We start from the raw sequence: 25,272 nt of genomic DNA on the forward strand, positions 1-25,272 counted from the left end.
ACCCCGCGTGGACGTAAGGTGATCTGTCGCGGCAGGTCTCCTGACTTGCGGGTTGTCGCGATGCCTGGGCCTTCCCGGATGTCTCCAGTGGCATGTGCCAGGCACGCTCGCCGCTTACAGTTGCGGGGGCAGTCGTGGGGTCTCACCACGTTCCCTTTTCACCGGGACGTGCCCGGACCGTGACGGATTTGGGGTACCCGTGTCAGCGCTCTGATGCAAGTGCGGTCTGGAGCTAGCGGGCACTGACGGTGGGCTGAACGTTCCCAAACTTGACGGTTATTGACGGCCCGCGGTAACCTCGCGCGGGGTCTTTAATACGGATCCGCGCAGGCTGTCGTTGCTAAAGGCGGGTCGAAATGTCGTTTCAGCTTTCAGGTCAAGGCCCTGAAATTTACGAAAACACCATGGTCCCCTTGTGGTTTGGACGCTGGGCCAGCGCACTGCTTGACTTGGTTGATCTGAAACCGGGAGAGGCTGTTCTGGACGTGGCTTGTGGGACCGGTGTGACGACACGACTGGCGAAACGGGCCGTGGGCAAAAACGGACAGGTCATCGGTCTCGATATCAACTCCGGTATGCTCGAAATGGCAAAGCGGCTTGCGCCCGACGCGGATATTGCCTGGACAGAAAGCGACGTCGTGGGAATCCGTTTGCCATCGCAGAGCGTCACCGCGGTCATTTCGCAGCATGGGTATCACTACTTTCCCGACAAACCCGTTGCTCTGCGAGAATTCTTTCGGCTCCTCAGGCCGTCCGGTCGCCTTGCGATGTCGATATGGGATGGTCACAGTGTCTACACTCAGGCGCTTTGCATCGCGGTTGAGAAACACATTTCATCCGATATTGCAGAAAAACAGCGCAGCCAGAGAGTGACGCCGTCGGATCGCGACTTGATCTCCGACCTTGCGGCAGCCGGGTTCCGCGATGTCGAAGTGCGTCGGCAAGAGCTGATGATCGACGTGCCGCATGCTGAGGAGTTTGTTCCGCTTCACCTTGGTTCCATGCCGATTGCCGATGCCTTTCACGCACTGGACCAGGCAGCGCAGCATGCGTTGATATCAGACGTCAGTGCCGCGCTGAGCGGTTACACGGTCGGTGGGCGCTTGATTTATCCTGACGCCGTGAACGTGGTGCTGGGCGTCAAGTGAGCTGAGGCTCAAGCCCCTCGAACCCTGACGGGTTCTCTGTGGGAAACGATGGGACGGATTAATCCGAAAAGCTGGTTCTACTCGAATCACAGTCCGGATTCGGCGCGAAATTTGAGTGAACCGCGCAGTTTGGCAGGCAATCTTTCTTAGCGAAATCTGATGTTCTTGGTTTGTTTGTTGCTCGTGTGGGAAAACATGGGCAATTATTTTCCATCGCCAAAATTACTATATGTTGTAGGCGATCCGCGCCTTGGTGGCTCATGTGCCACTTTCTGATCGGAATCCGCACTATATGCTGTGTTGCATGTGTGCGATAAACCACATCAAGTGGCGGCTACGGCCAAAAAACAGTTGCGACCCATGATTTCCCATGCCATCCCTAATGGCACGAGATGAGAGCAGGAAAGACAAGGGGAACAAAACAAACCCCGACTTCCTAACAAAAACAAAAAACGAGCAGGTTTCATACAGGCACCCGCTTTCATCTAACACAGAGATCCGGCGCGCGGGCGAGCAGACATCCCCCCAGGTGGCGCGTGCAGTCGGACTTTCCCGGAAACGGGACACGGGCGGCGGGTTGATCAGTGGCAGCAGATCAACCCGCCGTTTCCGTTTCCAGGGATCAGAGAAATTGGAAGGACCGGTCGGACAGTGGCTCGTAAGCTCAGGTTCAGAGGCGAGAGTCATCACAAGGTTGATGGCAAGGGCAGGGTGTCCATCCCGGCCCCGTTCCGCCGTGTGCTGGAGGCGGGCGATCCAGCCTGGACCGAAGGGCTGAACCCCGAACTGGTCGTGGTCTATGGCGATAAGCGCCGCAAATACCTTGAATGCTACACCATGCAGGCCATCGAAGAGGTGGACGAGAAGATCGAATCCCTGCCGCGCGGATCGGTCGAGCGGCGGATGCTGCAACGCCTGTTCAACGGACAATCCCATCCAACAAGCGTCGACGAGACCGGGCGGCTGGTGCTGCCGGCCAAGCTTCGTCAGAAGATCGGACTGACCGGCGAGGCGTTCTTCATCGGTGCCGGCGACACCTTCCAGATTTGGGAGCCGGAAACCTACGAAACCGAAGAACAGGCCGCGACCGACGAATGGCTGGACGAGCTGCCGGACGATGTCGATCCGCTGATCTATCTGGACAGGCAGCCGGGAGAGTAAACCAATGTCCGCTGCCGCTGCCACTCCTCCCAAAGACCCCCATGTTCCTGTCCTGCTTGCGCCGCTCCTGCGGACGGTCGCGCCCGTGTCCGGTGTCTGGATTGACGGCACCTTCGGCGCGGGCGGCTATGCGCGCGGTCTGATCGAGGCGGGCGCGGATAGCGTGATCGGCATCGACCGCGATCCTCTGGCGCAGGAGATGGCAGCGGAGTGGCTGCCACGTTACGACGGGCGCATCACGCTGCACCGTGCGAATTTCGCGGACATGGATCAGATCGCGTCCGACGTGGACGGCGTTGTGCTCGATCTCGGCGTGTCCTCGATGCAGCTTGATCTGGCCGCGCGCGGATTTTCCTTCATGCGCGACGGGCCATTGGACATGCGGATGGGGCAGGATGGCCCCTCGGCGGCGGATATCGTCAATCACGCCGATGAATTCGACATTGCGGACATCCTTTACACCTACGGCGAAGAACGCGCCTCGCGCCGGATCGCCAAGGCCATTGTCGCCGCGCGCAAGGTGGCGCCGATCACCCGGACGCTTGAATTGACCAAGATCGTCGAAAGCTGCCTGCCACGCGCCAAACCCAACCAGTCGCACCCCGCCACGCGCAGTTTTCAGGCGTTGCGCATCGCCGTGAACGATGAATACGGCGCATTGATGCAAGGTCTCATGGCGGCGGAACGGGCGCTGAAACCCGGCGGATTGCTGGCCGTGGTCAGCTTTCATTCGGTCGAGGACCGGATGGTGAAGCGCTTCATGCAGGCTCGTGCGGGCCAGACCGGACGCGCCAACCGCTATGCGCCCGAGATCGACGCGATCACGCCTGCCTTCGAGATCATGACCCGCAAGGCGGTGGGGCCGGACGAGGACGAACTTGACGTCAACCCGAGGGCGCGCTCGGCCAAGCTGCGCGTGGCGCGGCGCACCGATGCCCCGGCGGGTGACATTGATGCGGGACAAATTGCGCTTCCCCAGTTGAAGGAGGATCGGTGATGCGGTCGTTTTTGTACATCGTGACGTTTCTGGCCGTCATTGCGGCCGCCTTTTGGGCCTATCACGAGAACTACAAGACCCAGGCGGCGCTCGGTGAGGCGCAGCAGGTGCGTGGCCAGATCGCCGAGGCGCGTGCGCGACTTGCTGTTCTCAGGGCTGAATGGGCCTACCTGAACCGCCCAGACCGTCTGCGCGATCTGGCAGACGTGAACTTTGACCGTCTTGGCCTGATGCCGTTGCAGCCTGACCAATTTGGCCGGGTGGACCAGATCGCCTACCCGATGCCGCCGCAATTGCCGATCACCGATCCGGTCGATGTGACCAGCGCAGGAGCAAACCCATGATCCGCACGCCGCTTCGCCCGCTTGCCCGCATCCTTGAAGCCCGCAGCAAAGGCGAAAACCCCGACGCCATCGAACGCGAAAACCTGCGCATCCGTCACGAGCAGATGCGCGACAAGGCCAGATCGCGCGCCGAGGGGCGGCTGTTGGTCATGGCGGTGATGTTCTTCTGTGCCTTCGGCGTCGTCGGCGCGCGCATGGGTGTTCTTGCCGCCTCCGAGGCCGAGGAGCCGCGTGCGCAGGCCACCGGCGCGTCGATCATCGCCAGCCGCGCCGATATCGTCGATCGCAAGGGCCGGATCATGGCGACCAACATGGAAACCGTGTCGCTGTATGCCCACCCCCAGCAGATGATCGACCCGGTCGGCGCGGCGGAAAAGCTGGCCGCGATCTTTCCCGATCTCGATCAGGACCGGCTGAAAAAGGACTTTACCGGCAAGCGCAAGTTCATGTGGGTGCGCAAGAAGCTGAGCCCTGAGCAGAAACAACTGGTGCATGATATCGGCGAGCCCGGCCTTCTGTTCGGCCCGCGCGAGATGCGACTCTATCCCAACGGTGCCGTGGCATCGCACATCCTGGGTGGCGCAAGTTTCGGGCGCGAAGGCGTGCATTCGGCTGAAGTGATCGGCACAGCCGGGATCGAGAAGTTCTTTGATTCCGAATTGCGCGACCCCGCCCGCGAAGGCGCGCCGCTGGAACTGTCGCTGGATCTGACCATTCAGGCCGCGACCGAGCGTGTCTTGTTGGGCGGGATGAAACTGCTCAACGCCAAGGGCGCCGCAAGCGTGCTGATGGATGTGCACACTGGCGAAGTGATCGCCATCGCGTCACTGCCCGACTTTGACCCCAACGACCGGCCCCGTCCGCTGACCGAGGGCGACGCGTCCGACAGCCCGTTGTTCAATCGCGCGGTGCAGGGCGTCTACGAGCTTGGCTCGACCTTCAAGATTTTCGCGTCCGCGCAGGCGCTCGAGCTTGGTCTGGTGAACCCGACCACGGTGATCGACACGTCAGGCCCGTTGAAGGTGGGTGGCTTCCGGATCGGTGAATTCAACAACAAGAACTACGGCCCGTTGTCGGTGTCTGACATCATAGTTAAAAGCTCGAACCGGGGCACCGGGCGTCTGGCGCTTGCGATCGGCGCAAAGCGTCAGCAGGAGTTTCTGGACAGCCTCGGGTTCTTCAAACCGGTCCCGTTGCAGATTGTCGAGGCGACCGGCGGGCAGCCGCTGTTGCCCAAACGCTGGACGGATCTGTCGAGCGTGACGATTTCCTACGGCCACGGCCTCAGCTCGAGCCCGCTGCATCTGGCGGCAGGCTATGCGGCGATTGCCAATGGCGGGCATCAGGTCACACCGACGCTGCTCAAGCAAACAGGTCCGAAACTCGGACCGCGCTTGATGTCCGAACGCACCGCGGCGCAATCGCTGGACATGCTGCGCAAGGTCGTCACCGAAGGCACCGCGAGCTTTGGCGAGGTGCCGGGCTATTCGGTGGGTGGCAAGACAGGCACCGCCGACAAGCCCAAGCGGCGCGGCGGCGGGTATTACAAGGACAAGGTGATCAACACCTTCGCATCGGTGTTCCCGACCAACGACCCGAAATATGTGCTGATCGTCACTCTCGACGAACCCGTCGAGACCAGTGGTACGAAGCCCCGGCGCACCGCCGGCTGGACAGCGGTGCCGGTGGCGGCCGAAATGATCAGCCGCATCGCACCGCTTCTGGGCTTGCGTCCAGAGGTCGAAACGCGTCATTTGACGGGCATCATCAACACCTCGAATTGAAAGGCGCCGCCTTTCGCGGGGCATCATAAACAGGGGGTGTGGCATGAGGGCAGACGCCAAAAGCCTGAGCCAGCTTGGTCTCACCGCGCGCGGCGGAGCGGACGTTTTTGTCACCGGTCTGGCGGTGGACAGTCGCGATGTGAAAGACGGTTATCTGTTTGCCGCTTTGCCCGGCACGCGGATGCACGGCGCCGAATTCATCCAGTACGCGCTGCGCATGGGCGCTCGCGCTGTTCTCACCGATATGGACGGCGCGCAGATCGCACAGGACGAACTGGCCGACGCGAACGTTGCCGTCGTGATCGCCGCCGACCCGCGTCAGACACTGGCGTTCACCGCCGCCCTCTGGTTCGAGCGGCAGCCCGACACGATGGTCGCCGTCACCGGCACCAACGGCAAAACCAGCGTTGCCAGTTTCGTGCGCCGCATCTGGCAGTTGCTGGGGCATCCCGCCATCAATCTGGGCACCACCGGCGTCGAGGGTGATTGGCAGGCGCCGCTGGCCCACACCACGCCCGAGCCGATCACCTTGCACCGGGCGCTGGCCGGCGCGTCCGAGGCCGGGGTGGAACATGCCGCGATGGAAGCGTCTTCGCACGGGCTGGCGCAGCGGCGGCTGGACGGGGTGAACCTGCGTGCGGCAGGCTTTACCAACTTCACCCAGGACCATCTCGATTATCACGACAGTTTCGAAGCCTATTTCGACGCCAAGGCGGGGCTGTTCGCTCGGGTGCTGCCCGAGGACGGAATCGCCGTGGTCAACATCGAGGACGCGCGCGGCGTGGACATTCTCGCCATCGCGCGGGCGCGCGGGCAGGAAGTGATGACTGTCGGGCGCGACACTGGTGCCGACATGACCCTTCTGGCGCAGCGCTTTGACGCCACCGGGCAGGATGTGCGAATCAAGTTCGGTGGCGAGACCTTCCAGACCCGTCTGAACCTCATCGGGGGATTTCAGGCTGAAAACGTCATGGTGGCGGCTGGTCTGGCAATTGCCAGTGGCGCGGTGCCGGACCGGGTATTTTCGGTTTTGCCCGAACTGGAAACCGTGCGCGGGCGCATGCAACTCGCCGCGACGCGCACCAATGGCGCTTCGGTCTATGTCGATTACGCCCACACGCCCGACGCGGTCGCGACCGCATGTCAGGCGCTGCGCCCGCATGTCATGGGGCGGCTGGTGGCCATCATTGGCGCAGGCGGCGATCGCGATCCCGGCAAACGCCCCATAATGGGCGCGGCCGCTGCCGAATTCGCCGATCAGGTGATCGTCACCGATGACAACCCGCGCAGCGAAGACCCGGCCGACATCCGCGCCGCCGTCCTCGAAGGCGCGCCCGAGGCTTCCGAGGTCGGCGACCGGGCCGAGGCCATCTTGCGCGGTGTCGATGCGGTCGGGCCGGGCGATGCGTTGCTCATCTGCGGCAAGGGCCACGAGACAGGCCAGATCGTGGGCGACACGGTATATCCGTTTGACGATGCCGAGCAGGCCAGCGTGGCCGTGGCGGCGCTCGACGGGAAGCTGGCATGACGCTCTGGACGGGCGAAGACGCCGCACGCGCCACCGGTGGAACGCTTCGCGGCGACTGGACCGCGACAGGCGTGTCCATCGACACCCGCAGCTTGCAACAGGGAGATCTGTTCATTGCCTTGAAGGCGGCGCGCGACGGGCATGATTTTGTGGCCCAGGCTTTGGACGGGGGCGCGGCGGCGGCACTGGTCAGCCGGGTGCCAAACGACGTGGCGTCAGACGCACCTCTGCTGATCGTGGATGATGTGCAGACCGGGCTTGAAGCCTTGGGCCGAGCGGGACGCGCGCGCAGCAAGGCGCGCGTGATCGGTGTCACCGGGTCGGTGGGAAAAACCTCGACCAAGGAAATGATGCGGACGGTTCTGGGTGCGCACGGTACGGTTCACGCCGCCGAGGCCAGTTACAACAACCATTGGGGCGTGCCGCTGACGCTGGCCCGCATGCCGCGCGACACCGATTTCGCGGTGATCGAGATCGGCATGAACCATCCCGGCGAAATCGCCCCGCTGAGTGCCCTCGCGCGCCCCCACGTGGCCGTCGTGACGATTGTCGCGCCCGCGCATCTGGAAGCGTTCGAGAGCATTGACGGCATCGCGCGCGAGAAAGCGGCGATCTTTGACGGTCTGGAACCGGGCGGCGCTGCGATCTGGAACGGCGACCTGCCAACCAGCCCCATCCTTGAAAAGCGGGCCCGCGCAAGAGCCGCCACCTGCCTGTCGTTCGGCGAAACCGAAGGCTGCGACATGCGCGTGACATCGCTGCGCGACGGGTCTGGATGCAGCGTGGTGCAGGCGATCCATGACGGCGAAGAGCTGCTTTACAAGATCGCCGCGCCGGGACGGCATTTCGCGATCAACGGCGCTGGCGTTCTGGCCATGTGCGAGGTGCTGAAGCTGGACCGCGCCCTGTCACTCGCCGCCATCGGGCGCTGGCAGCCCGGTGCCGGGCGCGGGGCGTACCTGACCGTATCGCTCGACGTGGCAGACCCGACCGCGACGCTTGCGCTCTTTGACGATGCCTATAACGCCAACCCCGCCTCGGTTGCGGCGTCACTGGCGGTGTTGGCCGCGGCATCCGTGCAGCACGATATCGGCCGGGTCAGCAAGGGACGGCGAATCGCTGTGCTGGGCGACATGAAGGAACTGGGCCCCACAGGCCCGCAACTGCACGCCGCACTGGCCGAACTGGAGGCCACGAAAACGCTGGATCTGGTGCATTGCGTCGGACCGCTGATGCGCCATCTGCACGAGGCACTGCCCGAGGAAAAACGCGGGATGTGGTTTGAAACGTCCGACGAAATGGCGCTGCGCCTGCCGCGCCGGCTCGATGCGGGCGATGTGGTGATGGTCAAGGGCTCGCTGTCGATGGGACTCGCGCGCGTGGTTGACGCCATTCGCAATATGAGCGAAGGCAGCGGCCCGCACGGCGCGGGCGAGGGATAAAGGGACTATGTTGTATTGGTTGACCGCGCTGTCGGACGGGGGCGATGTTTTTAACCTCTTTCGCTACATCACCTTCCGCGCGGGGGGCGCTTTCCTGACGGCGCTGCTGTTCGGCTTTATCTTTGGCCGTCCGCTGATCAACGTCTTGCGCAAGCGTCAGGGCAAGGGCCAGCCGATCCGCACCGACGGGCCAGAGGGTCATTTTGCCAAGGCCGGAACGCCCACGATGGGCGGGCTCTTGATCGTCGGGGCGTTGCTGACATCAACGGTACTCTGGGCGCGGCTGGACAATCCGTTCGTCCTGATGGTGCTCTTTGTCACCATGAGCTTTGCCCTGATCGGATTTGCCGACGACTACGCCAAGGTGAAAAAGCAAAACACCGAAGGTGTGTCCGGCAAATTGCGCTTGTTGCTGGGTTTCCTGATCGCCGGGATCGCCGCGTACTGGGCTGCGCAATATCACCCCGCCGAATTGACCAATCGTCTGGCGTTTCCGGTGTTCAAGGACACGTTGCTGAACCTGGGCGTGTTCTTCGTGCCATTTTCGGTGATCGTGATCGTCGGCGCGGCGAATGCGGTGAACCTGACCGATGGGTTGGACGGCCTTGCGATCATGCCGGTGATGATCGCGGCGGGCACGCTTGGCGTGATCGCCTATGCCGTGGGCCGGGTCGACTTTACCGAATATCTTGACGTGCACTACGTTCCCGGCACCGGCGAGATCCTGATCTTTACCGCGGGCATTTTCGGCGGCGGGCTGGGTTTCCTGTGGTACAACGCTCCGCCTGCAGCGGTGTTCATGGGCGACACCGGATCATTGGCCCTTGGCGGCGCTTTGGGAGCCATTGCGGTGGCCACCAAGCACGAGATCGTTCTGGCGATCGTCGGCGGCTTGTTCGTGGTCGAGGCGCTGTCGGTCATCATTCAGGTGTTTTATTTCAAACGCACCGGCAAGCGCGTGTTCCTGATGGCTCCGATCCATCACCATTACGAGAAAAAGGGCTGGGCCGAGCCGCAGATCGTGATCCGGTTCTGGATCATTTCGCTCATCCTGGCGCTGATTGGTCTGGCGACATTGAAAGTCCGGTAAACGCGCCTCACTCGCGGAACCGGTTTTTGCATATTCACAGCAAACTGCGCCGTCCAGTTGCGCGCAATTTCGCCGCGCTGTAGGGAGGTGCGCAGATCAAGGGACGCAACCGATGACACACATCGCGCATATTCAACTGGATGACGGCAACCTGCCGCCGCCAACCCCGGAAATCGAACAGGAACGCCGAGTCGCGATGTTCGACCTGATGGAGCACAACACGTTCGAACTGCCGCAACGCGACGGGCGCGAGGCGCCGTCGGGGCCGTATAATGTCGGCCTCTCCATTCGCGACAAGCGTCTGGTGTTCGACGTGACCACCGAAGCGCATGAAAAAGCGGCGGAATTTCACCTGTCGCTCACGCCGTTTCGGCAGGTGGTAAAAGATTACTTCCAGATCTGCAAATCCTACTTCGACGCCGTCAAGACGCTGCCGCCCAGCCAGATCGAGACCATCGACATGGCCCGCAGGGGCATCCACGACGAAGGCGCGCGCATCCTGAAAGAGCGGCTTGAGGGCAAGGTTGCGATCGATGAGGATACGTCGCGTCGGCTTTTCACGTTGGTGTGCGTGCTGCATTTCGGGGGCTGAGCGTGGCATCACTGCCGCAATCTGTCCTGTTTTGCTGCGACCACAACGCTGTTCGCTCTCCAATGGCCGAAGGGATCATGAAAAAGCTCTATGGCTTTGATACCTATGTACAATCCGTCGGTGTCGTGAGCGATCTGGAAATCGACGGTTTTGCGATTGCGGTGTGCAAGGAAATCGGCGTCGAGATGAGCCGTCATCGCGCGCGCAGCTTCGATGAGTTGGAGCAGTATGGCGAGGCGCTGTCGGGATTTGACCTGATCGTCGCACTGTCTCCGGCATCGCAGCGTCGGGCACTCGATCTGACTCGCCTGTTTCATCTGACGGTCGAATACTGGCCGATCATGGACCCCACCGGTCTGGGTGAGACTCGGGAACAGAAGCTTAACGCATATCGCCAGACCCGCGATCAGCTCGTGGATCGCATGACGCAAAAATGGCAGGGCAGTCTATAATCCGCGTAACCTGAGCGCATGAGGAGATCGACCAATGAAGATCGCGACGGCCGCCTATCCGATGGATTTTCTCGAGTCCATGAGGGCTTACGAGTCAAAGCTGAGGCATTGGGTTGACGACGCAGCGGGCAACGGGGCCGACCTTCTGGTCTTTCCCGAATACGGCGCGATGGAGTTGGCCACATTGTCAGGACGCGATGTTGCGCTTGATCTCGAGGCGTCGTTGCACGCGGTGTCCGATGTTCTGCCCGAGGTCGATGCATTGCATACGCAATTGGCGCAGGAGTTCGGCGTTTACATCCTCGCGGCCTCCGCTCCGGTGTTTGACGCATCACTTGGCGCGCGACCGGTGAATCGGGCCCGGTTTTTCGCACCAGACGGCGATATGGGCCATCAGGACAAACAGATCATGACACGGTTCGAGCGCGAGGAGTGGGGCGTTGTCGGCGGCGGCCCGCTCACGCTGTTTGAAACGCGCTTTGGCAGGATCGGGATTCTCATCTGCTATGACAGCGAGTTTCCACTGCTGGGCCGCGCCTTGGCCGAAGCGGATCTGATAATGGTGCCATCCTGCACCGAGGCGCTTGCCGGCTATTCCCGAGTGCGGATTGGCGCAATGGCGCGCGCCTTGGAAAATCAATGCGTTACGGTCATGTCTTCAACCGTTGGCGCAAATGACTGGTCGCACTCGGTCGAAGAGAATACAGGCATGGGCGGCATCTTTGGCCCGCCCGACACCGGTTTCCCGCCGACAGGCGTGATCGCGGAGGGGCACCTGAACACCCCCGGCTGGACCTACGGCGAGGTCCACCTTGAGCGGATCGCACATGTCCGCACCGATGGCGTTGTCCTCAATCGCAGCCATTGGGGGGAGCAGTCGGGACGTGACGTGATTGCCGCAGCGCGGAAACTCGGCTGAATAGCCCTTGATAATCTGACGATTTGTGCCCATTTAATAGCGCGTCCCGCTTTATGGCGGGGATGTTTACGAAGGAGAGACTATGGCCAAGGAAGATACGCTCGAATTTCCCGGTGTCGTTAAGGAACTCCTGCCTAACGCGACGTTTCGGGTCGAGCTTGAGAACGGCCATGAGATCATCGCGCACACGGCAGGCAAGATGCGCAAAAACCGTATCCGGGTTCTGACCGGCGACAAGGTTCAGGTGGAAATGACACCTTACGATCTGACCAAGGGTCGGATCAACTACCGCTTCAAGTAAGCGCGATGCCTGCATCCCGCACTGCGGCCCCCGGCTATCGGGCAGGATGCGGTTTACCATGACAACGCGCCTGATTCTCGGCTCCGGCAGCCCGCGCAGACGCGAGCTTCTGGCGCAGATCGGTGTAACGGCGGACGACATCCGCCCGCCCGACATCAACGAAGATCCCCAGCCCGGCGAATTGCCGCGCCCCTATTGCGTGCGTCTGGCGCGCGAAAAGGCGTGGGCGGTTCAGGCCGGTGACACCGACATCGTCCTTTCGGCCGACACCACTGTTGCCCTGGGCCGCCGCATTCTGGGCAAACCCGCCACCGCTGCCGAGGCGGCGACGTTTCTCTATGCCTTGTCGGGCCGGCGGCACCGGGTCGTGACGGCAGTGGCCGTGCGGCGCGGCGATCGCATCTGGGAGCGCGACGTGGTCACGCAGGTCAAGATGAAGGCACTCAGCGACATCGAGGTGAACGCCTATCTCGCCAGCGAGGATTGGCGCGGCAAGGCGGGCGGCTACGCGATTCAGGGACCGGCCGGCGCATTCGTGCCATGGATCAACGGCAGCTTCAGCGCCGTCGTCGGCCTGCCGCTGGCGGAAACGGCAACGCTCTTGCTGGCCGCCGGGTATCCACTTTACGGGAGGGGCGCATGAAGGGACGAGTGATTGCACTCGATCACGTCGCGGGCCGCGAGGCGGCGGCGCTGATGGTGGACGGGCGGGTCGAGGATCTGTTTCTGGCCACCGATCTGCCCGCTCCGGGCACCATTTACCGCGCTATTGTCGAACGACCGATGAAGGGTCAAGGCGGCATGTTCTTGCGCACGCCTGACGGCTCGGCCTTCGTGCGTCAGGTCAAGGGTCTGTCGCCGGGTCAGGCGCTGGTCGTGCAGGTCACCGGCTATGCCGAGCCGGGCAAGGCGATCCCGGTCACGGCAAAGGTTTTGTTCAAAAGCCGGTATGCCATCGTCACGCCCGATGCGCCGGGACTGAACGTGTCGCGGCGGATCAAGGACGAAGATGCGCGCGAGGCGCTGTTGGAAATTGCGCATGAGGTGATGGATGCAGACGGGTTCGGCCTGATCCTGCGCTCCTCCTGCGAGGGTGCCGACACGGACGAAATCGCAGAGGACATCGCCGCGATGCTCGATCAGGCAACGCAGATCGCGGGCGACACCGCTGGCGACGCGGAAATCCTGATGCAGGGCGACGGACCGCATCTGATGGCCTGGCGCGAATGGACCGACCGAGCCGAGATCGACAATGCCGATGGCAGTTTCGAGCGGCACGGCGTCCTCGATGTGCTCGACGGATTGATGCAGCGCGACGTGGCGCTGGATGGGCAGGCGTCCATGGCGATCGAGCCGACACGGGCTCTCGTCGCGGTTGATGTGAACACCGGCGGCGATACCAGCCCGGCGGCAGGGCTCAAGGCCAATCTGGCAGCGGTCAAGGATTTGCCACGCCAGTTGCGTCTGCGCGGCTTGGGCGGGCAGGTGGTCATCGACACGGCTCCGACCGCCAAGAAAGACCGCAGACAGATCGAAAGCGCCTTGCGTGCAGCCCTCAAGCGCGACAGTGTCGAGACGGTGTTCGTCGGCTGGACGCCGCTCGGGCATATCGAATTGCAGCGCAAGCGCGATCGCTTGCCGTTGGCCGGGAGTTTGACATGAGCTGTCCGATTTGTGGCAAGGAAACCAAACCGGAGCTGCGCCCGTTCTGCTCCAAGCGCTGCGCGGATGTCGATCTGGGCCGTTGGCTGTCGGGAAGCTATGCCGTCCCGTCCGAAGATCCTGACGACATCGAGGCGGCGCTGGAAGCCAGCGAACGGGCCGACACGCCCGACGACAAGCTGCACTAAGGCTTGCCTCGCGCGGTGAACGCGCGCTACGTCTGAGACATGCACGGCTCCCCTTCACCGACGTTCACGCCTGTGATCCGCTCCGCCGGTCTGAGCGGGGCTTTGGTGACGTTTGGCGACGCGTTAAGCGAACCTGCCAATCGGGCCGCGCTGGCGTTTGCAGCGGCGCTGGAGGCGGCCGGAATCGATGGGGTCGAGGAATGCGCCCCCTCGCTGGTGTCGGTTTTCGTGCGCTTCGATCCGCTGCATCTCGGTTTTGACCGGCTGGCGGAACTTATGTCTCGATTGCTCGCGCAGCAGGATTGGCACGCCGCCCCCTTGCCAGATGGCCGGCGCTTGATTCGGGTGCCAACGGTCTATGGCACCGAGCTTGCGCCGCAACTGGAAGAGGCGGCACAGGCGGCTGGCATGGACATTGACGCGGCGGTCAAATCGCTGTCGACCGCCCGCGTGCGCGTCCAAACCATCGGCTTCGCACCCGGCCAGCCCTATCTCGGGCTGTTGCCGGACGCATGGGACATTCCACGCCAGACAACGCTGACACGCGCCGTGCCGGAGGGCGCGCTGGTGGTGGCGATCCGGCAGTTGGTGCTGTTCTCGGTATCCAGCCCGACGGGCTGGCGGCATGTCGGACAAACCGCGCTCCGACTGTTTCGCCCCGAAAGCGACACGCCGTTTTTCCTGCGCCCCGGAGATGAAGTCATCTTTGAACCTGTCACACGCGAGACATTCGAGCGGCTGAAATCCGATCCCGATGGCGGCGCCAGAATCGAGCCGATATCATGAACGCAGCCCTGCATGTGCACCGCATCACGCCCGGCGCAACGGTTCAGGATGCCGGACGGACCGGGTATCTGGCGTTCGGCCTGTCACGCGGCGGCGCGGCGGACGTGCTTGCCCTGGCCGAGGGGGCCGCCTTGCTGCGTCAAAGCCGCAAATGTGCCGCGCTTGAATTGCCGGGGTCGGGTGGCTTGTTCGAGGCCACCACAGCAACGCGCATCGCCCTGACCGGGGCACCGATGCGCGCCACGCTCGATGGTGAGCCACTGGCGTGGAACGCCTCGCACCTGCTTTCGCAAGGCGCGCGGCTCGACATCGGCGGGGCGATCGAGGGGCAGTACGGGTATCTGCACGTGGGTGGCGGGATTGACCTGCCGTGTGTTATGAACGCCCGCTCGGCACATCTGGCCGCCGGAATTGGCGCGCAGGTCAAGGTGGGTGACGTGCTCCCCGTTGGTGCGGATCAACGCGGCGAAACCGGGTTGAAACTGCCACAAGACAGCCGGTTTTCCGGCGGGGCGTTGCGGTTGGTCGAGAGTTTCCAGACAGCGCTGTTTGATGCTGAAACGCGGGCACGATTTAGCCAGACCGAGTTCCACCGCGATGCGCGCGCGAACCGCATGGGAGTCCGACTGACCTTTGAAGGACAAGGTTTTGCACCACAGGGCGGGCTGAACATCTTGTCCGAGACGATTGTGCCGGGGGACATCCAGATCACTGGCGATGGCACGCCGTTCCTGCTTTTGGGCGAAAGCCAGACAACCGGCGGCTATCCCCGCATCGGCACGGTGATACCGGCCGATCTGCCGCGCGCCGCGCAAACGCCAGCGGGCAAGACGGTGACGTTCTCCTTCATCTCGCGGAGCGCGGCGTTGCAGGCAGAGCAGACGTTCCGCACGCACCTGGCCCAGCTTGAGAAATCATGCGAACCGCTGGTGCGTGACCCGGCGCAGATCCGGGATTTACTGTCTTATCAACTTATCAGCGGCGCGACGTCCGGACGTGCAGAATAAAGGTTTGCAATGAATATGGTACATGTCGATCTTAACGCAGATATGGGGGAGAGTTTCGGCCCCTGGCCAATGGGGTCTGACGCGGCATTGCTCGAGGTGGTCACGTCCGCCAACGTCGCTTGCGGCTTCCACGCCGGCGACCCTGATGTGATGGCGCGGACAATGGCGCTGGCGGTGCAGCACGACGTGGGCATCGGGGCGCATCCGGGCTTTGCCGACCTTCAGGGCTTTGGACGTCGCCGCATGACGCTCAGCCATGACAGCCTGCGCAACCTGGTGCGCTACCAATTGGGCGCGGCTCAGGCGATGGCGCGCTCTGTCGGGGGCGAGGTTCGACATCTGAAACTGCACGGTGCGCTGTCGAACATGGCGTCCGAAGATTTGACACTGGCGACCGCCTGTTACGACGCCGCCCTGTCGGTCGATCCCGATATCATCATCATGGTCCTGGCCGCGACCCGCCAGCAAGCGGCGGTCGAGTCGCTGGGGTGCAACTGGGCGGGCGAGATCTTCGCCGACCGCGCTTACAACGATGACGCCACCTTGGTGGACCGCAGCCTGTCTGGCGCGGTCATCCACGATCCTGACGAAGCGGCGAGGCGGATGGTCGAGATGGTCAAGGCGGGCGCCATCATCACCCGGAGCGGCGCACATATTCCGGCGGCGGTGGACACGATCTGCCTGCACGGCGACGGCGCAACCGCCGTACAGATCGCCCGTACGGTCCGTACGGCTCTGGCGGACGCGGGCGTGACGCTTAAACGTTTTAAGGGTCGTCAGGGCGCGATCAGCAACGCCTGAACATCCGCCACATTGGTGCCCGTCGCTGCGGTCATCAAGAGGTCTCCGGCCGCCGAAAGGGCGGCATAGCTGTCGTTATTGGCCAGCAACGCAGCCGCATCGACACCCGCGGCCTTCATGCGCGCCACCGTGCTTGCATCGACGAGGCCACCGGCAGCGTCTGTCGGCCCGTCGCGCCCGTCGGTGCCACCCGACAGAAACACCCAAGGCGCTCTGATATCTTTGGCCCCCAGTGCCACTCGCAAGGCCAGTTCCTGATTGCGCCCACCCCGCCCGTCGCCGCGCAAGGTGACGGTGGTTTCGCCGCCATAGAGCAGAGCGCTTGGCTCGGATTGGCGGGTCAGATCGCCCAAAATAAGTGCGGTGGCCTCGGCAACGTCTCCGGTCAGTGCGTCATTGACCAGTCTGGGCTTCAACCCAAGCTGGCGCGCCCGGTCGGCCATCGCGTCAAGAGACAAGCGGTTCGAGCCCACGAGCGTGTTGGTTGCTTCGGGCAGCGACACAGGGGGGATGCCTTGCGCGCGTTCCAGATGCGCCCGGATGGATGCCGGGACAGCGTCCCAGATATCAGCGGCGCGCAAGATGGCGATGGCGTCGGATGCTGTGCCGATGGGGCTGACGGTGGGGCCAGACGCGATTGCACGCAGGTCATCGCCGATCACGTCGGACAAAATATACGCATAGACCTTCGCTGGCGCCGCGAGACGTAAGAAACCTCCGCCTTTCAACAGGCTGACCTGTTGGCGCACCAGGTTCATCTGAACGATATCAAGCCCTGCCGCCAGCAAGGCATCGTTGAGCCGCGCCTTGTCGGCAAGGCTCACACCGGAAGGCGGAGCGGGCAACAAGGCCGATCCGCCGCCAGAGATCAGCGCGACGACGCGGTCTCTCTCGGTCGCGCTGGCAAGCACGTCCATGACCCGCGTGGCGGCCCGAGCCCCGGCTGCATCAGGCACTGGATGGCCCGCGTGCACTATCTCGCCCGTCTCTAGAATTGCTGGATTACCGTGATGGGTGACGGCCAGAGCGGTGTCAGCGTCGGGCAAGGCGATCAGTGCTTCGCGCAACATCGCGGGGGCGGCTTTGCCGATGGCGATCAGGTGTGTCTTTCCATGCGCCGTCGTTGGCGGCAGCGGCGCTTGAGAGAGCCCGCGCCGGACGGCCTTGGCCGGATCTGCCGCAATGACGGCGGCGTCAAACAGAAGGCGGGCTTTGGTGCGAAGATCGTCGGTCATGTGCCGATTAGGACGGCTCCGCGCCGCCGAAGTCAAATTGATGTCAAAATGAAGTAAGTGGTGGGCGACCCAGGAATCGAACCTGGCGTGCGTCTCCGCGAGGGAGTTACAGTCCCCTGCCACACCTTGCGGCCTGTCGCCCACTGCGTCAGAGGCCCGGCCTCTGGCGTGAGCGGGTGATTACAATTGCCCCCTTGCGGCGTCAACCGGAAAATCCCATCAAGCGGCAGGTGCGTTTTGTGCCGTGAAAACCGGAGAGCGTGCATGGTCAAGAAACCGAAATGGGTGGTCGCGAAAGAACAGTCCAAACGGGCGGCGGCCGCAGAGACGGTGTGGCTCTTCGGGCTGCACGCGGTCCGCGATGCCTTGGTCAACCCCAATCGCGAGCGGTTGCGGCTGGTGGTGACGCGCAATGCGATGGACAAGCTGGCGGATGCGATTGCACAAGCCGGGATCGAGCCCGAGATGAGTGATCCGCGCAAGTTTGATGCGCCGATTGATCCGCAATCGGTGCATCAGGGCGCGGCGCTGGAGGTCAAGCCGCTGAACTGGGGGCGGCTGGAAGATGTGGCGTTGGGAGACAGCGCCAGTGATGGTCCGCCGCGCGTCGTGCTGTTGGATCGTGTGACCGACCCGCACAATGTTGGGGCGATTCTACGCTCGGCAGAAGTGTTCGGAGCATCGGCCGTCGTCGGGACTTTGCATCATTCGGCGCCGGAAACCGGCGCATTGGCGAAAACCGCATCGGGCGCGCTGGAACGTCAGCCCTATCTGCGCGAACGCAACCTCGCGGATGCAATGGAGCGTTTGCGGGCGATGGGGTACATGATCTACGGACTTGACGGTGAGGCGGAGCAAACGCTGGAAGATGCGATTGCGCCGGTGCGTGACAGGCCGATCGCGCTGGTGTTGGGGGCCGAGGGGCCGGGGCTGCGGCCCAAGACGAAGGACACCTGCGACGGGTTGGTCAAGATCCCGTTTTCACGGGAGTTCGGGTCGTTGAACGTGTCGAATGCGGCGGCAGTGGCGCTTTACGCCGCACGGGCCTGATCTTGTCGCGCGGCGTGCGCGACCCAATATTGCGACCCAAAGGAGACGCCATGCCCCAAGGGACGAAGATTGCCACCTGCTGCTATTGCGGCACGCGCGCCGCATTGGTTTTGCGCGGCCGAGACCGTCACGAGCTTAGCTGCGCCGCCTGCGGCGCACCGTTGCACAACATGAAGATGCTACGCATGGATGCGGTCGAGAGGCCGGTGTCGAGCGAGCGTCACGCTCCGAACCGTCCGGTGAAGCGCGGCACCGACCGCGCGGCGTCCGTGCCAAGTTGGGAGCGGTCGATGCGCAAGCCGACTGGCAAGAAGAAGAAAAAGCGCAAAACCCTGACGCGCCGGCTTTTCGAGGAAGCGTTCGACGTTCTGGAAGACATTTTCGATTGAGGGCAGGGGCGCTGCCCCTCTTGGCCTTCGGCCAATTCACCCCGAGGTATTTTGAGCCCAAAGAAGCCCACCGGGCGCGCGCGGCGCGTGACGTTCCACTGGTCAAGCGGAGCGCCGTGATTTATGGGCCTGAGTGACAGGAAAGAGGTGCGCGTGATGAGCTTTGAAAAACCCGGTGTGGTCGAGGAAAACTGGAAGGACGCGATTTCTTCGGTGGAAGAGATCATTGAAGACGCACGCAATGGCAAGATGTTTATCCTGGTGGATCACGAAGACCGCGAGAACGAGGGCGATCTGGTGATCCCGGCGCAATGGGCGACACCGGATGCCATCAACTTCATGGCGATGCACGGGCGCGGTTTGATTTGTCTGGCGATGACTTCGCGGCGGATCGAAGAGCTTGGGCTCCAGTTGATGTCGACCAACAATTCCAGCCGCCACGAGACCGCGTTTACCATCTCCATCGAGGCGCGCGAGGGTGTGACGACGGGCATTTCCGCCGCCGACCGGGCGCGTACCGTTTCGGTGGCGATCGACGGCACCAAGAGCGCGCAGGACATCGCGACACCGGGCCATGTGTTTCCCTTGCGCGCCAAGGAGGGTGGCGTTCTGGTGCGTGCGGGCCATACGGAGGCGGCGGTGGATGTGAGCCGTCTGGCCGGGCTGAACCCTGCGGGCGTGATCTGCGAGATCATGAACGAGGACGGCACCATGTCGCGCCTGCCCGAACTGGTGGCATTTGCGCAGCGGCACGGGCTCAAGATCGGCACGATCAGCGATCTGATCGCCTATCGTCGCCGCAACGACAATCTGGTGCGCGTGCGCACCGAGGACGTGATCCAGTCGGAATTCGGCGGCGAATGGAAGATGCGGATCTATACCGACGAAACTCACGGCGACGAGCATATCGTGTTGAGCAAGGGCGATTTGTCGGGCGATGATCCGGTTCTGGTGCGGATGCACGCGATGGACCCGATGCTGGATGTTGTCGGCACCGGCCCCAAGGGGCGCGCCGATGAATTCAAGCACGCGATGGAAGCGGTGGCGTCTGAAGGGCGTGGCGTCGTCGTACTCTTGCGCGACACGTCGATGAAGCTCGAGGCGATCGAGGGTGTGTCACCCAAGACGTTGCGGCAATACGGATTGGGGGCGCAGATCCTGTCGTCGCTGGGGCTGTCCAAGCTCGTGCTGCTGACGAATTCGCCGACGCCCAAGGTCGTCGGACTGGAAGCCTACGGACTGGAAATTGTCGGCACGCGCAAGATTTCGGAGTTGGGATGATGGCGGCATCTGTTGAGCATTATGTCTTGGAGCGCCCGGACTTCGACCGTCCGGTCAAACTGCTGATCGTGGTGGCGCCCTATTACAAGGAGATCGCCGACCAGATGATCGAAGGCGCGAAGGCCGAGATCGAGGCCTGCGGCGGAACCCACGAGTTGATCGAGGTTCCCGGCGCGCTCGAAGTGCCGACCGCCATCGGCATTGCAGAGCGGTTGACGAATTTTGACGGCTATGTCGCTTTGGGTTGCGTCATTCGCGGTGAGACGACGCATTACGAAACCGTGTGCAATGACAGTTCGCGTGGCATCACGTTGCTGGGCTTGCAGGGTTTATGCATCGGCAACGGCATCCTGACGGTCGAGACGATGGCGCAGGCGCAGGTGCGCGCCGAAGTGGCGGGGCAGAACAAGGGCGGCGGGGCCGCCGCGGCAGCCTTGCACCTGATTGCGCTCGCCCGTAAGTGGGGCGGGCAACGCAAGGGCGTTGGGTTTGTCCCGCAGCGGGATGAATACCAGATCGCCGGCACTCCGAAGGACCCGAACATCGCATGACCTCTGCTGCCAAGCCAACCAAGGTGGACCAAAAACGCCAGATGCGCTCTGCGTCGCGGCTTTATGCCGTTCAGGCGTTGTTCCAGACCGAACAGTCGGGACAAGCGGTCGACAAGGTCGCGGCGGAATTTCTGGATCACCGTTTCGGGCTGGCGCAGGTCGAGGGGATCGAGATGGTCGAGGGCAATGTCGATCTGTTCCGACGCATTGTCGACGAGGCGGTGAACTGGCAGGCCAAGATCGACCAGATGACGGATCGCGGGTTGGTTGCGAAATGGCCTATCGCGCGGATCGATCCGACGTTGCGTGCCTTGTTCCGCGCAGCCGGCGCGGAACTGGTGAGCACCGAGACGCCACCCAAGGTGGTGATCAACGAATATGTCGATATCGCGCGGGCCTTTTTCCCCGAGGGAAAAGAGGCGAAATTCGTCAACGCCGTGCTGGATCATATGGCGCGTGAGGCACGACCCGAGGCGTTTTGAGGCATTGGATCGCCGACACTCAGTTGCTATGTTGTCGTTGTGCGCATCCGCGCTAGGTTAAGCACCAGCGCAAAGGGGAAAGCCATGCCGCAGTTGATCAAGGTCTACATCCGCCAATGTCTCGTGGGATTTGCCCTGTCTGCGGTCTTTGTCGGCACGTTGCTGTATTTTGATGTCGTGAATCTCTGGCATCTGGTGACACATACCGACGGCGGGTATCTGGCTGTCGTTCTGCTCTGGATATTCAACGGAATCGTTTTTGGCGGGGTGCAGTTCGGCATCACAATCATGTCACTGAAATCTGATGATGACGACGATGACACTCATCGCGGCAGACCGATCGGCTTGACTCCGATCAGGGTCGAAGCGGCCGCATCGCGCAAGCCGCATCACGGTATGTCGAAGAGATAAGCGGCGGGAACCACGCAAACCGTGCGGTTCTCTCATTCCCGAGGACCTGTATGTACAGGTGGGCGTCAGGTAACCGGACCAGGGCCCGGACAGAGCCAACTCCCTCGGAATTGCTTAAGGCCACCGGAATGCAACCAATCACGAGAAGGGCAGAACCCGCCGTTGATTGAGATAGGGCTGCAATCGGATCAGGACAAGGGGCATCGGACCTTCGCGGTCTGATTTGATCAAAGAAAGCGTATGTGACCCCTCGTGTTGCCCGAGAGCGAAACGCAATGATGATGGACAGGCCAGTGACGGGCTTGAGCTTGGCCTTGCATTTGTTCACGCAATGTTCATATTTTGGAACATGTCAATCGCTCCCAATCCTCTGCGCGACGATATCACATCATTCCAGCCCGGCCAGCTTCTGGCGCGTGGCGTGTGCCGTCACCTTGCCACTCGCGGATTTTCCGTGATCGAGGAATTTTCACCGGATCGTGGATTGCGTGTGGACGTCATGGCGCTCGGCCCCAAGGGCGAGATCTGGGTGGTAGAGTGCAAATCCTCGCGCGCGGATTTTCAGTGTGATCACAAATGGCAAGGGTATCTTGAGTGGTGCGACCGCTACTTCTGGGCGGTCGATATCGAGTTTCCCACCGATCTTTTGCCGTTGGAAACCGGATTGATTATTGCCGATGCCTATGATGGAGAAATCTTGCGCATGGCACCCGAAAACAAGTTGGCCGCCGCGCGACGCAACAAGTTGATCCGAAAATTCGCCGGCCACGCAGCGCGACGCCTTCAGGCGTTGCGCGATCCAGACGCGGGATTGTCGGGATGGGCCTGACCGCGTATCAGGCTTTCAGCTTGCGCGCGCCCTGAGCCGCAAGACGGATCTCCTCGGCAATCTCGTCAGCCTCATCGGGGGAAAAATCCATCGGAATTTCTGTTCCGTCAGCCAGGATGAACAGTCGGACCATTCCCTGATCGGTCGGCCCGATTTGCAGGTTCGCTTCGATATCGCGTTCGGTGTTGATGCCCATGACGTGCCTCTGATGTTCGCTTCAGGTCAGACGCAGTATCGTCAGGAGCAGTGGTTTGCAAGCTTGGCTGTCGCTCTCAGCCTATTTGCCCCGCGCCGCGAGAACCTGTCCGGGTTGCGGCCAAAGGGTGACTTTCGGTCTTGCATTGACCCGAATAGAGCGTTATTTCGCCACCGAGTGCCGGCATAGCTCAGTTGGTTAGAGCGCTTGATTGTGGATCAAGAGGTCCCCCGTTCGAGCCGGGGTGCTGGTACCATACTCACTCAACATCGATCTGGATTGTTTGCAGCAGACGACCGTTGTCGCGGGCAAAGATCAGGATTTGGTCGCCCTCTGTCACGACCGCGTACCAGTTGCGCGCCTGCGTGAAAGCGGTGGCTGTCGTGCCATCGGGCAGGGCGATGCTATCGGGCAACGGGGCGGCGGATTGATTGTAACGGATGACAATCAGGCTGGTGATGAGTATGACCCCGGCGATCATCGTGACGGTCAGCACCGTCACCAGGCGGCGCAGAAAGCGCAAGCTGGCCGGTTCGGTGATCTGATCTTCGGGAGCGTTTTCCATGTCTGAGTCCATCTTGCGGGTCATCATCGGCGCATCGCCGCCGCCGCGCCTTGATAAGGCGTTGGCGCGCGACGTGCCAGAGGATGCCGCGTTGTCGCGCACACGGCTGACGAAATTGATCGAAACCGGCTCGGTGCAACGGGCCGGGGTGGTCTTGAGCGACCCCAAGGCGCGTGTGGCCGAAGGGGACAAGATCGACATCTCCGTGCCAGCGGTGATCGAGAGCCACATTCTGCCGGAAGACCTGCCGCTCGACATCCGGTTCGAGGATGACGACCTGATCGTCGTGATGAAACCGGCTGGGATGGTTGTGCATCCGGCTCCCGGCACTCCGTCGGGAACCTTGGTAAACGCATTGCTGCATCATTTTGATGGCAACCTGTCCGGGGTTGGTGGCGTGGGGCGGCCCGGAATCGTACATCGCATCGACAAGGATACGAGCGGGCTTTTGGTGGTTGCGAAATCTGACAGGGCGCATCACGGGTTGGCGGATCAATTTGCCGCCCACACGGTTGAGCGCGCCTATCTTGCGCTGGTGCACGGGCATCCCGATCCGGGCGACCCACGCTTGCGCGGTGTGCGGGGTGTGTCGATCGAACCTGGTGCGGTGATCCGGATCACCAGCGATCTGGCGCGGCACAAGACGGACCGGCAGAAGCAGGCGGTTTATTTCGGACATGGTAAACATGCGATCACCCGCGCCCGCGTGCTCGAAACGTTTGGAACACCTCCGCAAATTTCTCTGGTGGAATGCCGGCTGGAGACCGGGCGCACACACCAGATCAGGGTGCACATGGCCCATGCGGGACACGGGCTTGTCGGTGACCCGGTCTATGGCGGGCGGCGCAAGGTTGCCAAAGCTGCGCTGTCCGACCGTGCGATGGATGCGGTCATGCGGTTCGATCGTCAGGCGTTGCATGCCGCGATCCTCGGATTTGACCACCCGGTGACCGGGGAAACCATTCGGCTGGATGCAGCGTTACCTTCAGACATGACGATGCTGATCCAAGCGTTGGCTGGCTGAAACAAACGTCCCATGTGCGTGAGCGCACGGACCTTTGTGTTACGTTGCGCGGTTCGTGCGTTACTATGGAGTCGAGCAAGGCGGATTTGCCTTGAAACACGGCCTTGGCATTCCCAGATAGAATGTTAAGGCAATAAACATTGAGGGACATGGGTATGGCCAATTTTGCAAATCTCCCGGCCCCGTCGCCGGAAGCCGGTCTGAGCCGGTATCTTCAGGAAATACGGAAGTTTCCGCTTTTGGAGCCTGAAGAAGAATACATGCTTGCCAAACGCTGGGTTGAGCAGGAAGACACCGAGGCTGCGCATCGGATGGTGACGAGCCATCTGCGGCTGGCGGCCAAGATCGCCATGGGCTACCGCGGATATGGTTTGCCGCAAGCCGAAGTCATTTCGGAGGCGAATGTCGGCCTGATGCAAGCGGTCAAGCGCTTTGACCCTGAAAAGGGGTTCCGCCTTGCGACCTACGCGATGTGGTGGATCCGCGCCTCCATTCAGGAATACATTCTGCGCTCGTGGTCGCTCGTCAAGATGGGGACGACATCGGCGCAAAAGAAGCTGTTTTTCAATCTGCGCAAGGCGAAATCTCGCATCGGCGCGCTGGAGGACGGCGACCTGCGACCCGAACATGTGCAAAAGATCGCGCATGATCTGGGGGTCAAGGAAGACGAGGTCATCTCGATGAACCGCCGCTTGTCGGGCGGTGATGCGTCTTTGAACGCAACCGTCGGCTCCGAGGGCGAAGGCACCATGCAATGGCAGGACTGGCTTGAGGACGAGAGCGCTGATCAGGCCGGTGACTATGAAGAAAAAGACGAGTTGGACACGCGCCGCGCAATGCTGAGCGAAGCGATGGAAGTGTTGAACGATCGCGAGAGAGACATCCTGACACAACGCAGGTTGTCGGAAAAGGCCGTGACGTTGGAAGAGCTTTCGGGACAGTACGATGTCAGCCGTGAACGCATTCGGCAGATCGAAGTGCGAGCGTTTGAAAAGTTGCAAAAGCGGATGCGTGAGCTTGCAAAAGAGCAGGGCCTCGTCGTCGCCTAATGCTGACT

The 25,272-nt window shown here is 62.2% G+C and carries 30 protein-coding genes, 2 tRNA genes and 1 riboswitch; of the genes, 28 read left to right on the top strand and 4 right to left on the bottom strand.

Annotated features, from left to right (window positions below):
- Window positions 1-12 precede the first annotated feature (12 nt).
- Window positions 13-197, bottom strand: a riboswitch (cobalamin riboswitch).
- A gap of 207 nt (window positions 198-404) precedes the next feature.
- The 18 genes from ACGKZZ_RS10780 (at window position 405) to ACGKZZ_RS10865 (ending at window position 16,202) form a co-directional block, all read left to right on the top strand.
- Window positions 405-1,148 (top strand): methyltransferase domain-containing protein, encoded by a 744-nt coding sequence (locus ACGKZZ_RS10780; protein WP_411223570.1) that lies wholly within the window; start codon window positions 405-407, stop codon window positions 1,146-1,148.
- 711 nt (window positions 1,149-1,859) lie between these two features.
- Window positions 1,860-2,309: a division/cell wall cluster transcriptional repressor MraZ gene (gene mraZ, locus ACGKZZ_RS10785; protein WP_411223571.1), complete on the top strand. Its 450-nt coding sequence runs from the start codon at window positions 1,860-1,862 to the stop codon at window positions 2,307-2,309.
- 4 nt (window positions 2,310-2,313) lie between these two features.
- On the top strand, window positions 2,314-3,306 hold the full coding sequence (gene rsmH, locus ACGKZZ_RS10790; RefSeq protein WP_411223572.1) for a 16S rRNA (cytosine(1402)-N(4))-methyltransferase RsmH: 993 nt from the start codon (window positions 2,314-2,316) through the stop codon (window positions 3,304-3,306).
- Window positions 3,306-3,650: a cell division protein FtsL gene (locus ACGKZZ_RS10795; protein WP_411223573.1), complete on the top strand. Its 345-nt coding sequence runs from the start codon at window positions 3,306-3,308 to the stop codon at window positions 3,648-3,650. Before rsmH ends, ACGKZZ_RS10795 begins: the two co-directional genes overlap by 1 nt.
- Window positions 3,647-5,434: a peptidoglycan D,D-transpeptidase FtsI family protein gene (locus tag ACGKZZ_RS10800; RefSeq protein WP_411223574.1), complete on the top strand. Its 1,788-nt coding sequence runs from the start codon at window positions 3,647-3,649 to the stop codon at window positions 5,432-5,434. Before ACGKZZ_RS10795 ends, ACGKZZ_RS10800 begins: the two co-directional genes overlap by 4 nt.
- Before the next feature lie 43 nt (window positions 5,435-5,477).
- The gene (locus tag ACGKZZ_RS10805; RefSeq protein WP_411223575.1) at window positions 5,478-6,962 is read left to right on the top strand and encodes a UDP-N-acetylmuramoyl-L-alanyl-D-glutamate--2,6-diaminopimelate ligase; all 1,485 of its coding nucleotides are present in this window, start codon (window positions 5,478-5,480) and stop codon (window positions 6,960-6,962) included.
- Window positions 6,959-8,404 (top strand): UDP-N-acetylmuramoyl-tripeptide--D-alanyl-D-alanine ligase, encoded by a 1,446-nt coding sequence (locus ACGKZZ_RS10810; RefSeq protein WP_411223576.1) that lies wholly within the window; start codon window positions 6,959-6,961, stop codon window positions 8,402-8,404. The genes ACGKZZ_RS10805 and ACGKZZ_RS10810 overlap by 4 nt, the downstream gene beginning before the upstream one ends.
- A gap of 7 nt (window positions 8,405-8,411) precedes the next feature.
- Window positions 8,412-9,494 (top strand): phospho-N-acetylmuramoyl-pentapeptide-transferase, encoded by a 1,083-nt coding sequence (gene mraY, locus ACGKZZ_RS10815; RefSeq protein WP_411223577.1) that lies wholly within the window; start codon window positions 8,412-8,414, stop codon window positions 9,492-9,494.
- Between the two features lie 112 nt (window positions 9,495-9,606).
- The gene (locus ACGKZZ_RS10820) at window positions 9,607-10,086 is read left to right on the top strand and encodes a UPF0262 family protein (RefSeq protein ID WP_411223578.1); all 480 of its coding nucleotides are present in this window, start codon (window positions 9,607-9,609) and stop codon (window positions 10,084-10,086) included.
- 2 nt (window positions 10,087-10,088) lie between these two features.
- A complete protein-coding gene (locus tag ACGKZZ_RS10825) occupies window positions 10,089-10,538 on the top strand; it encodes a low molecular weight phosphatase family protein (protein ID WP_411223579.1) in 450 nt (149 codons plus the stop codon).
- A gap of 34 nt (window positions 10,539-10,572) precedes the next feature.
- Window positions 10,573-11,457, top strand: coding sequence for a carbon-nitrogen hydrolase family protein (locus ACGKZZ_RS10830; protein WP_411223580.1), 885 nt, complete (start codon window positions 10,573-10,575; stop codon window positions 11,455-11,457).
- A gap of 82 nt (window positions 11,458-11,539) precedes the next feature.
- On the top strand, window positions 11,540-11,758 hold the full coding sequence (infA, locus tag ACGKZZ_RS10835; RefSeq protein WP_411223581.1) for a translation initiation factor IF-1: 219 nt from the start codon (window positions 11,540-11,542) through the stop codon (window positions 11,756-11,758).
- Window positions 11,759-11,816: 58 nt separating this feature from the next.
- A complete protein-coding gene (locus tag ACGKZZ_RS10840) occupies window positions 11,817-12,401 on the top strand; it encodes a Maf family protein (RefSeq protein ID WP_411223582.1) in 585 nt (194 codons plus the stop codon).
- A complete protein-coding gene (locus ACGKZZ_RS10845; RefSeq protein ID WP_411223583.1) occupies window positions 12,398-13,420 on the top strand; it encodes a ribonuclease E/G in 1,023 nt (340 codons plus the stop codon). The genes ACGKZZ_RS10840 and ACGKZZ_RS10845 overlap by 4 nt, the downstream gene beginning before the upstream one ends.
- Window positions 13,417-13,608: a DNA gyrase inhibitor YacG gene (locus tag ACGKZZ_RS10850; RefSeq protein ID WP_411223584.1), complete on the top strand. Its 192-nt coding sequence runs from the start codon at window positions 13,417-13,419 to the stop codon at window positions 13,606-13,608. Before ACGKZZ_RS10845 ends, ACGKZZ_RS10850 begins: the two co-directional genes overlap by 4 nt.
- 39 nt (window positions 13,609-13,647) lie before the next feature.
- Window positions 13,648-14,394: a 5-oxoprolinase subunit B family protein gene (locus ACGKZZ_RS10855; protein WP_411223585.1), complete on the top strand. Its 747-nt coding sequence runs from the start codon at window positions 13,648-13,650 to the stop codon at window positions 14,392-14,394.
- Window positions 14,391-15,401, top strand: coding sequence for a biotin-dependent carboxyltransferase family protein (locus ACGKZZ_RS10860; protein ID WP_411223586.1), 1,011 nt, complete (start codon window positions 14,391-14,393; stop codon window positions 15,399-15,401). The genes ACGKZZ_RS10855 and ACGKZZ_RS10860 overlap by 4 nt, the downstream gene beginning before the upstream one ends.
- Window positions 15,402-15,416: 15 nt before the next feature.
- Complete coding sequence (locus ACGKZZ_RS10865; protein ID WP_411223692.1) at window positions 15,417-16,202, top strand: LamB/YcsF family protein; 786 nt, start codon at window positions 15,417-15,419, stop codon at window positions 16,200-16,202.
- On the opposite strand, the gene ACGKZZ_RS10870 is transcribed toward ACGKZZ_RS10865, so the two are convergent.
- Both ACGKZZ_RS10870 and ACGKZZ_RS10875 read right to left on the bottom strand, forming a co-directional pair.
- Window positions 16,178-17,437 carry a glycerate kinase gene (locus tag ACGKZZ_RS10870; RefSeq protein ID WP_411223587.1) on the bottom strand — a complete coding sequence of 420 codons (1,260 nt, stop codon included), beginning with the start codon at window positions 17,435-17,437 and terminating at the stop codon, window positions 16,178-16,180. The genes ACGKZZ_RS10865 and ACGKZZ_RS10870 overlap by 25 nt on opposite strands.
- Before the next feature lie 58 nt (window positions 17,438-17,495).
- Window positions 17,496-17,579, bottom strand: a tRNA-Tyr gene (locus ACGKZZ_RS10875).
- Between the two features lie 122 nt (window positions 17,580-17,701).
- Between ACGKZZ_RS10875 and rlmB the strand changes: the two genes are divergently transcribed.
- The 7 genes from rlmB (at window position 17,702) to ACGKZZ_RS10910 (ending at window position 22,430) form a co-directional block, all read left to right on the top strand.
- On the top strand, window positions 17,702-18,487 hold the full coding sequence (gene rlmB / locus ACGKZZ_RS10880; protein ID WP_411223588.1) for a 23S rRNA (guanosine(2251)-2'-O)-methyltransferase RlmB: 786 nt from the start codon (window positions 17,702-17,704) through the stop codon (window positions 18,485-18,487).
- A gap of 50 nt (window positions 18,488-18,537) precedes the next feature.
- Window positions 18,538-18,876: a hypothetical protein gene (locus tag ACGKZZ_RS10885; protein ID WP_411223589.1), complete on the top strand. Its 339-nt coding sequence runs from the start codon at window positions 18,538-18,540 to the stop codon at window positions 18,874-18,876.
- Between the two features lie 156 nt (window positions 18,877-19,032).
- Window positions 19,033-20,157, top strand: coding sequence for a 3,4-dihydroxy-2-butanone-4-phosphate synthase (gene ribB, locus ACGKZZ_RS10890; RefSeq protein WP_411223590.1), 1,125 nt, complete (start codon window positions 19,033-19,035; stop codon window positions 20,155-20,157).
- The gene (locus ACGKZZ_RS10895; RefSeq protein ID WP_411223693.1) at window positions 20,157-20,708 is read left to right on the top strand and encodes a 6,7-dimethyl-8-ribityllumazine synthase; all 552 of its coding nucleotides are present in this window, start codon (window positions 20,157-20,159) and stop codon (window positions 20,706-20,708) included. The genes ribB and ACGKZZ_RS10895 overlap by 1 nt, the downstream gene beginning before the upstream one ends.
- The gene (gene nusB / locus ACGKZZ_RS10900; protein WP_411223591.1) at window positions 20,705-21,190 is read left to right on the top strand and encodes a transcription antitermination factor NusB; all 486 of its coding nucleotides are present in this window, start codon (window positions 20,705-20,707) and stop codon (window positions 21,188-21,190) included. Before ACGKZZ_RS10895 ends, nusB begins: the two co-directional genes overlap by 4 nt.
- A gap of 84 nt (window positions 21,191-21,274) precedes the next feature.
- The gene (locus tag ACGKZZ_RS10905) at window positions 21,275-21,601 is read left to right on the top strand and encodes a hypothetical protein (protein WP_411223592.1); all 327 of its coding nucleotides are present in this window, start codon (window positions 21,275-21,277) and stop codon (window positions 21,599-21,601) included.
- Window positions 21,602-21,950: 349 nt separating this feature from the next.
- The gene (locus ACGKZZ_RS10910) at window positions 21,951-22,430 is read left to right on the top strand and encodes an MmcB family DNA repair protein (protein WP_411223593.1); all 480 of its coding nucleotides are present in this window, start codon (window positions 21,951-21,953) and stop codon (window positions 22,428-22,430) included.
- 7 nt (window positions 22,431-22,437) lie between these two features.
- Here ACGKZZ_RS10910 and ACGKZZ_RS10915 read toward each other — a convergent pair whose 3' ends face one another.
- The gene (locus ACGKZZ_RS10915; protein WP_411223594.1) at window positions 22,438-22,626 is read right to left on the bottom strand and encodes a DUF6324 family protein; all 189 of its coding nucleotides are present in this window, start codon (window positions 22,624-22,626) and stop codon (window positions 22,438-22,440) included.
- Between the two features lie 179 nt (window positions 22,627-22,805).
- Here ACGKZZ_RS10915 and ACGKZZ_RS10920 point away from each other — a divergent pair.
- Window positions 22,806-22,882, top strand: a tRNA-His gene (locus tag ACGKZZ_RS10920).
- Window positions 22,883-22,885: 3 nt separating this feature from the next.
- Here ACGKZZ_RS10920 and ACGKZZ_RS10925 read toward each other — a convergent pair.
- Window positions 22,886-23,191 (bottom strand): DUF6476 family protein, encoded by a 306-nt coding sequence (locus tag ACGKZZ_RS10925; RefSeq protein WP_411223595.1) that lies wholly within the window; start codon window positions 23,189-23,191, stop codon window positions 22,886-22,888.
- On the opposite strand from ACGKZZ_RS10925, the gene ACGKZZ_RS10930 reads away from it, so the two are divergent.
- Complete coding sequence (locus ACGKZZ_RS10930) at window positions 23,190-24,215, top strand: RluA family pseudouridine synthase (RefSeq protein ID WP_411223596.1); 1,026 nt, start codon at window positions 23,190-23,192, stop codon at window positions 24,213-24,215. The two genes, ACGKZZ_RS10925 and ACGKZZ_RS10930, sit on opposite strands and share 2 nt — an antisense overlap.
- 155 nt (window positions 24,216-24,370) lie before the next feature.
- Window positions 24,371-25,264 carry an RNA polymerase sigma factor RpoH gene (gene rpoH / locus ACGKZZ_RS10935; RefSeq protein WP_411223597.1) on the top strand — a complete coding sequence of 298 codons (894 nt, stop codon included), beginning with the start codon at window positions 24,371-24,373 and terminating at the stop codon, window positions 25,262-25,264.
- The last annotated feature ends 8 nt before the right edge of the window (window positions 25,265-25,272 follow it).

The organism is Marivita sp. S2033, assembly GCF_046592965.1.
Lineage (GTDB): Bacteria > Pseudomonadota > Alphaproteobacteria > Rhodobacterales > Rhodobacteraceae > Marivita.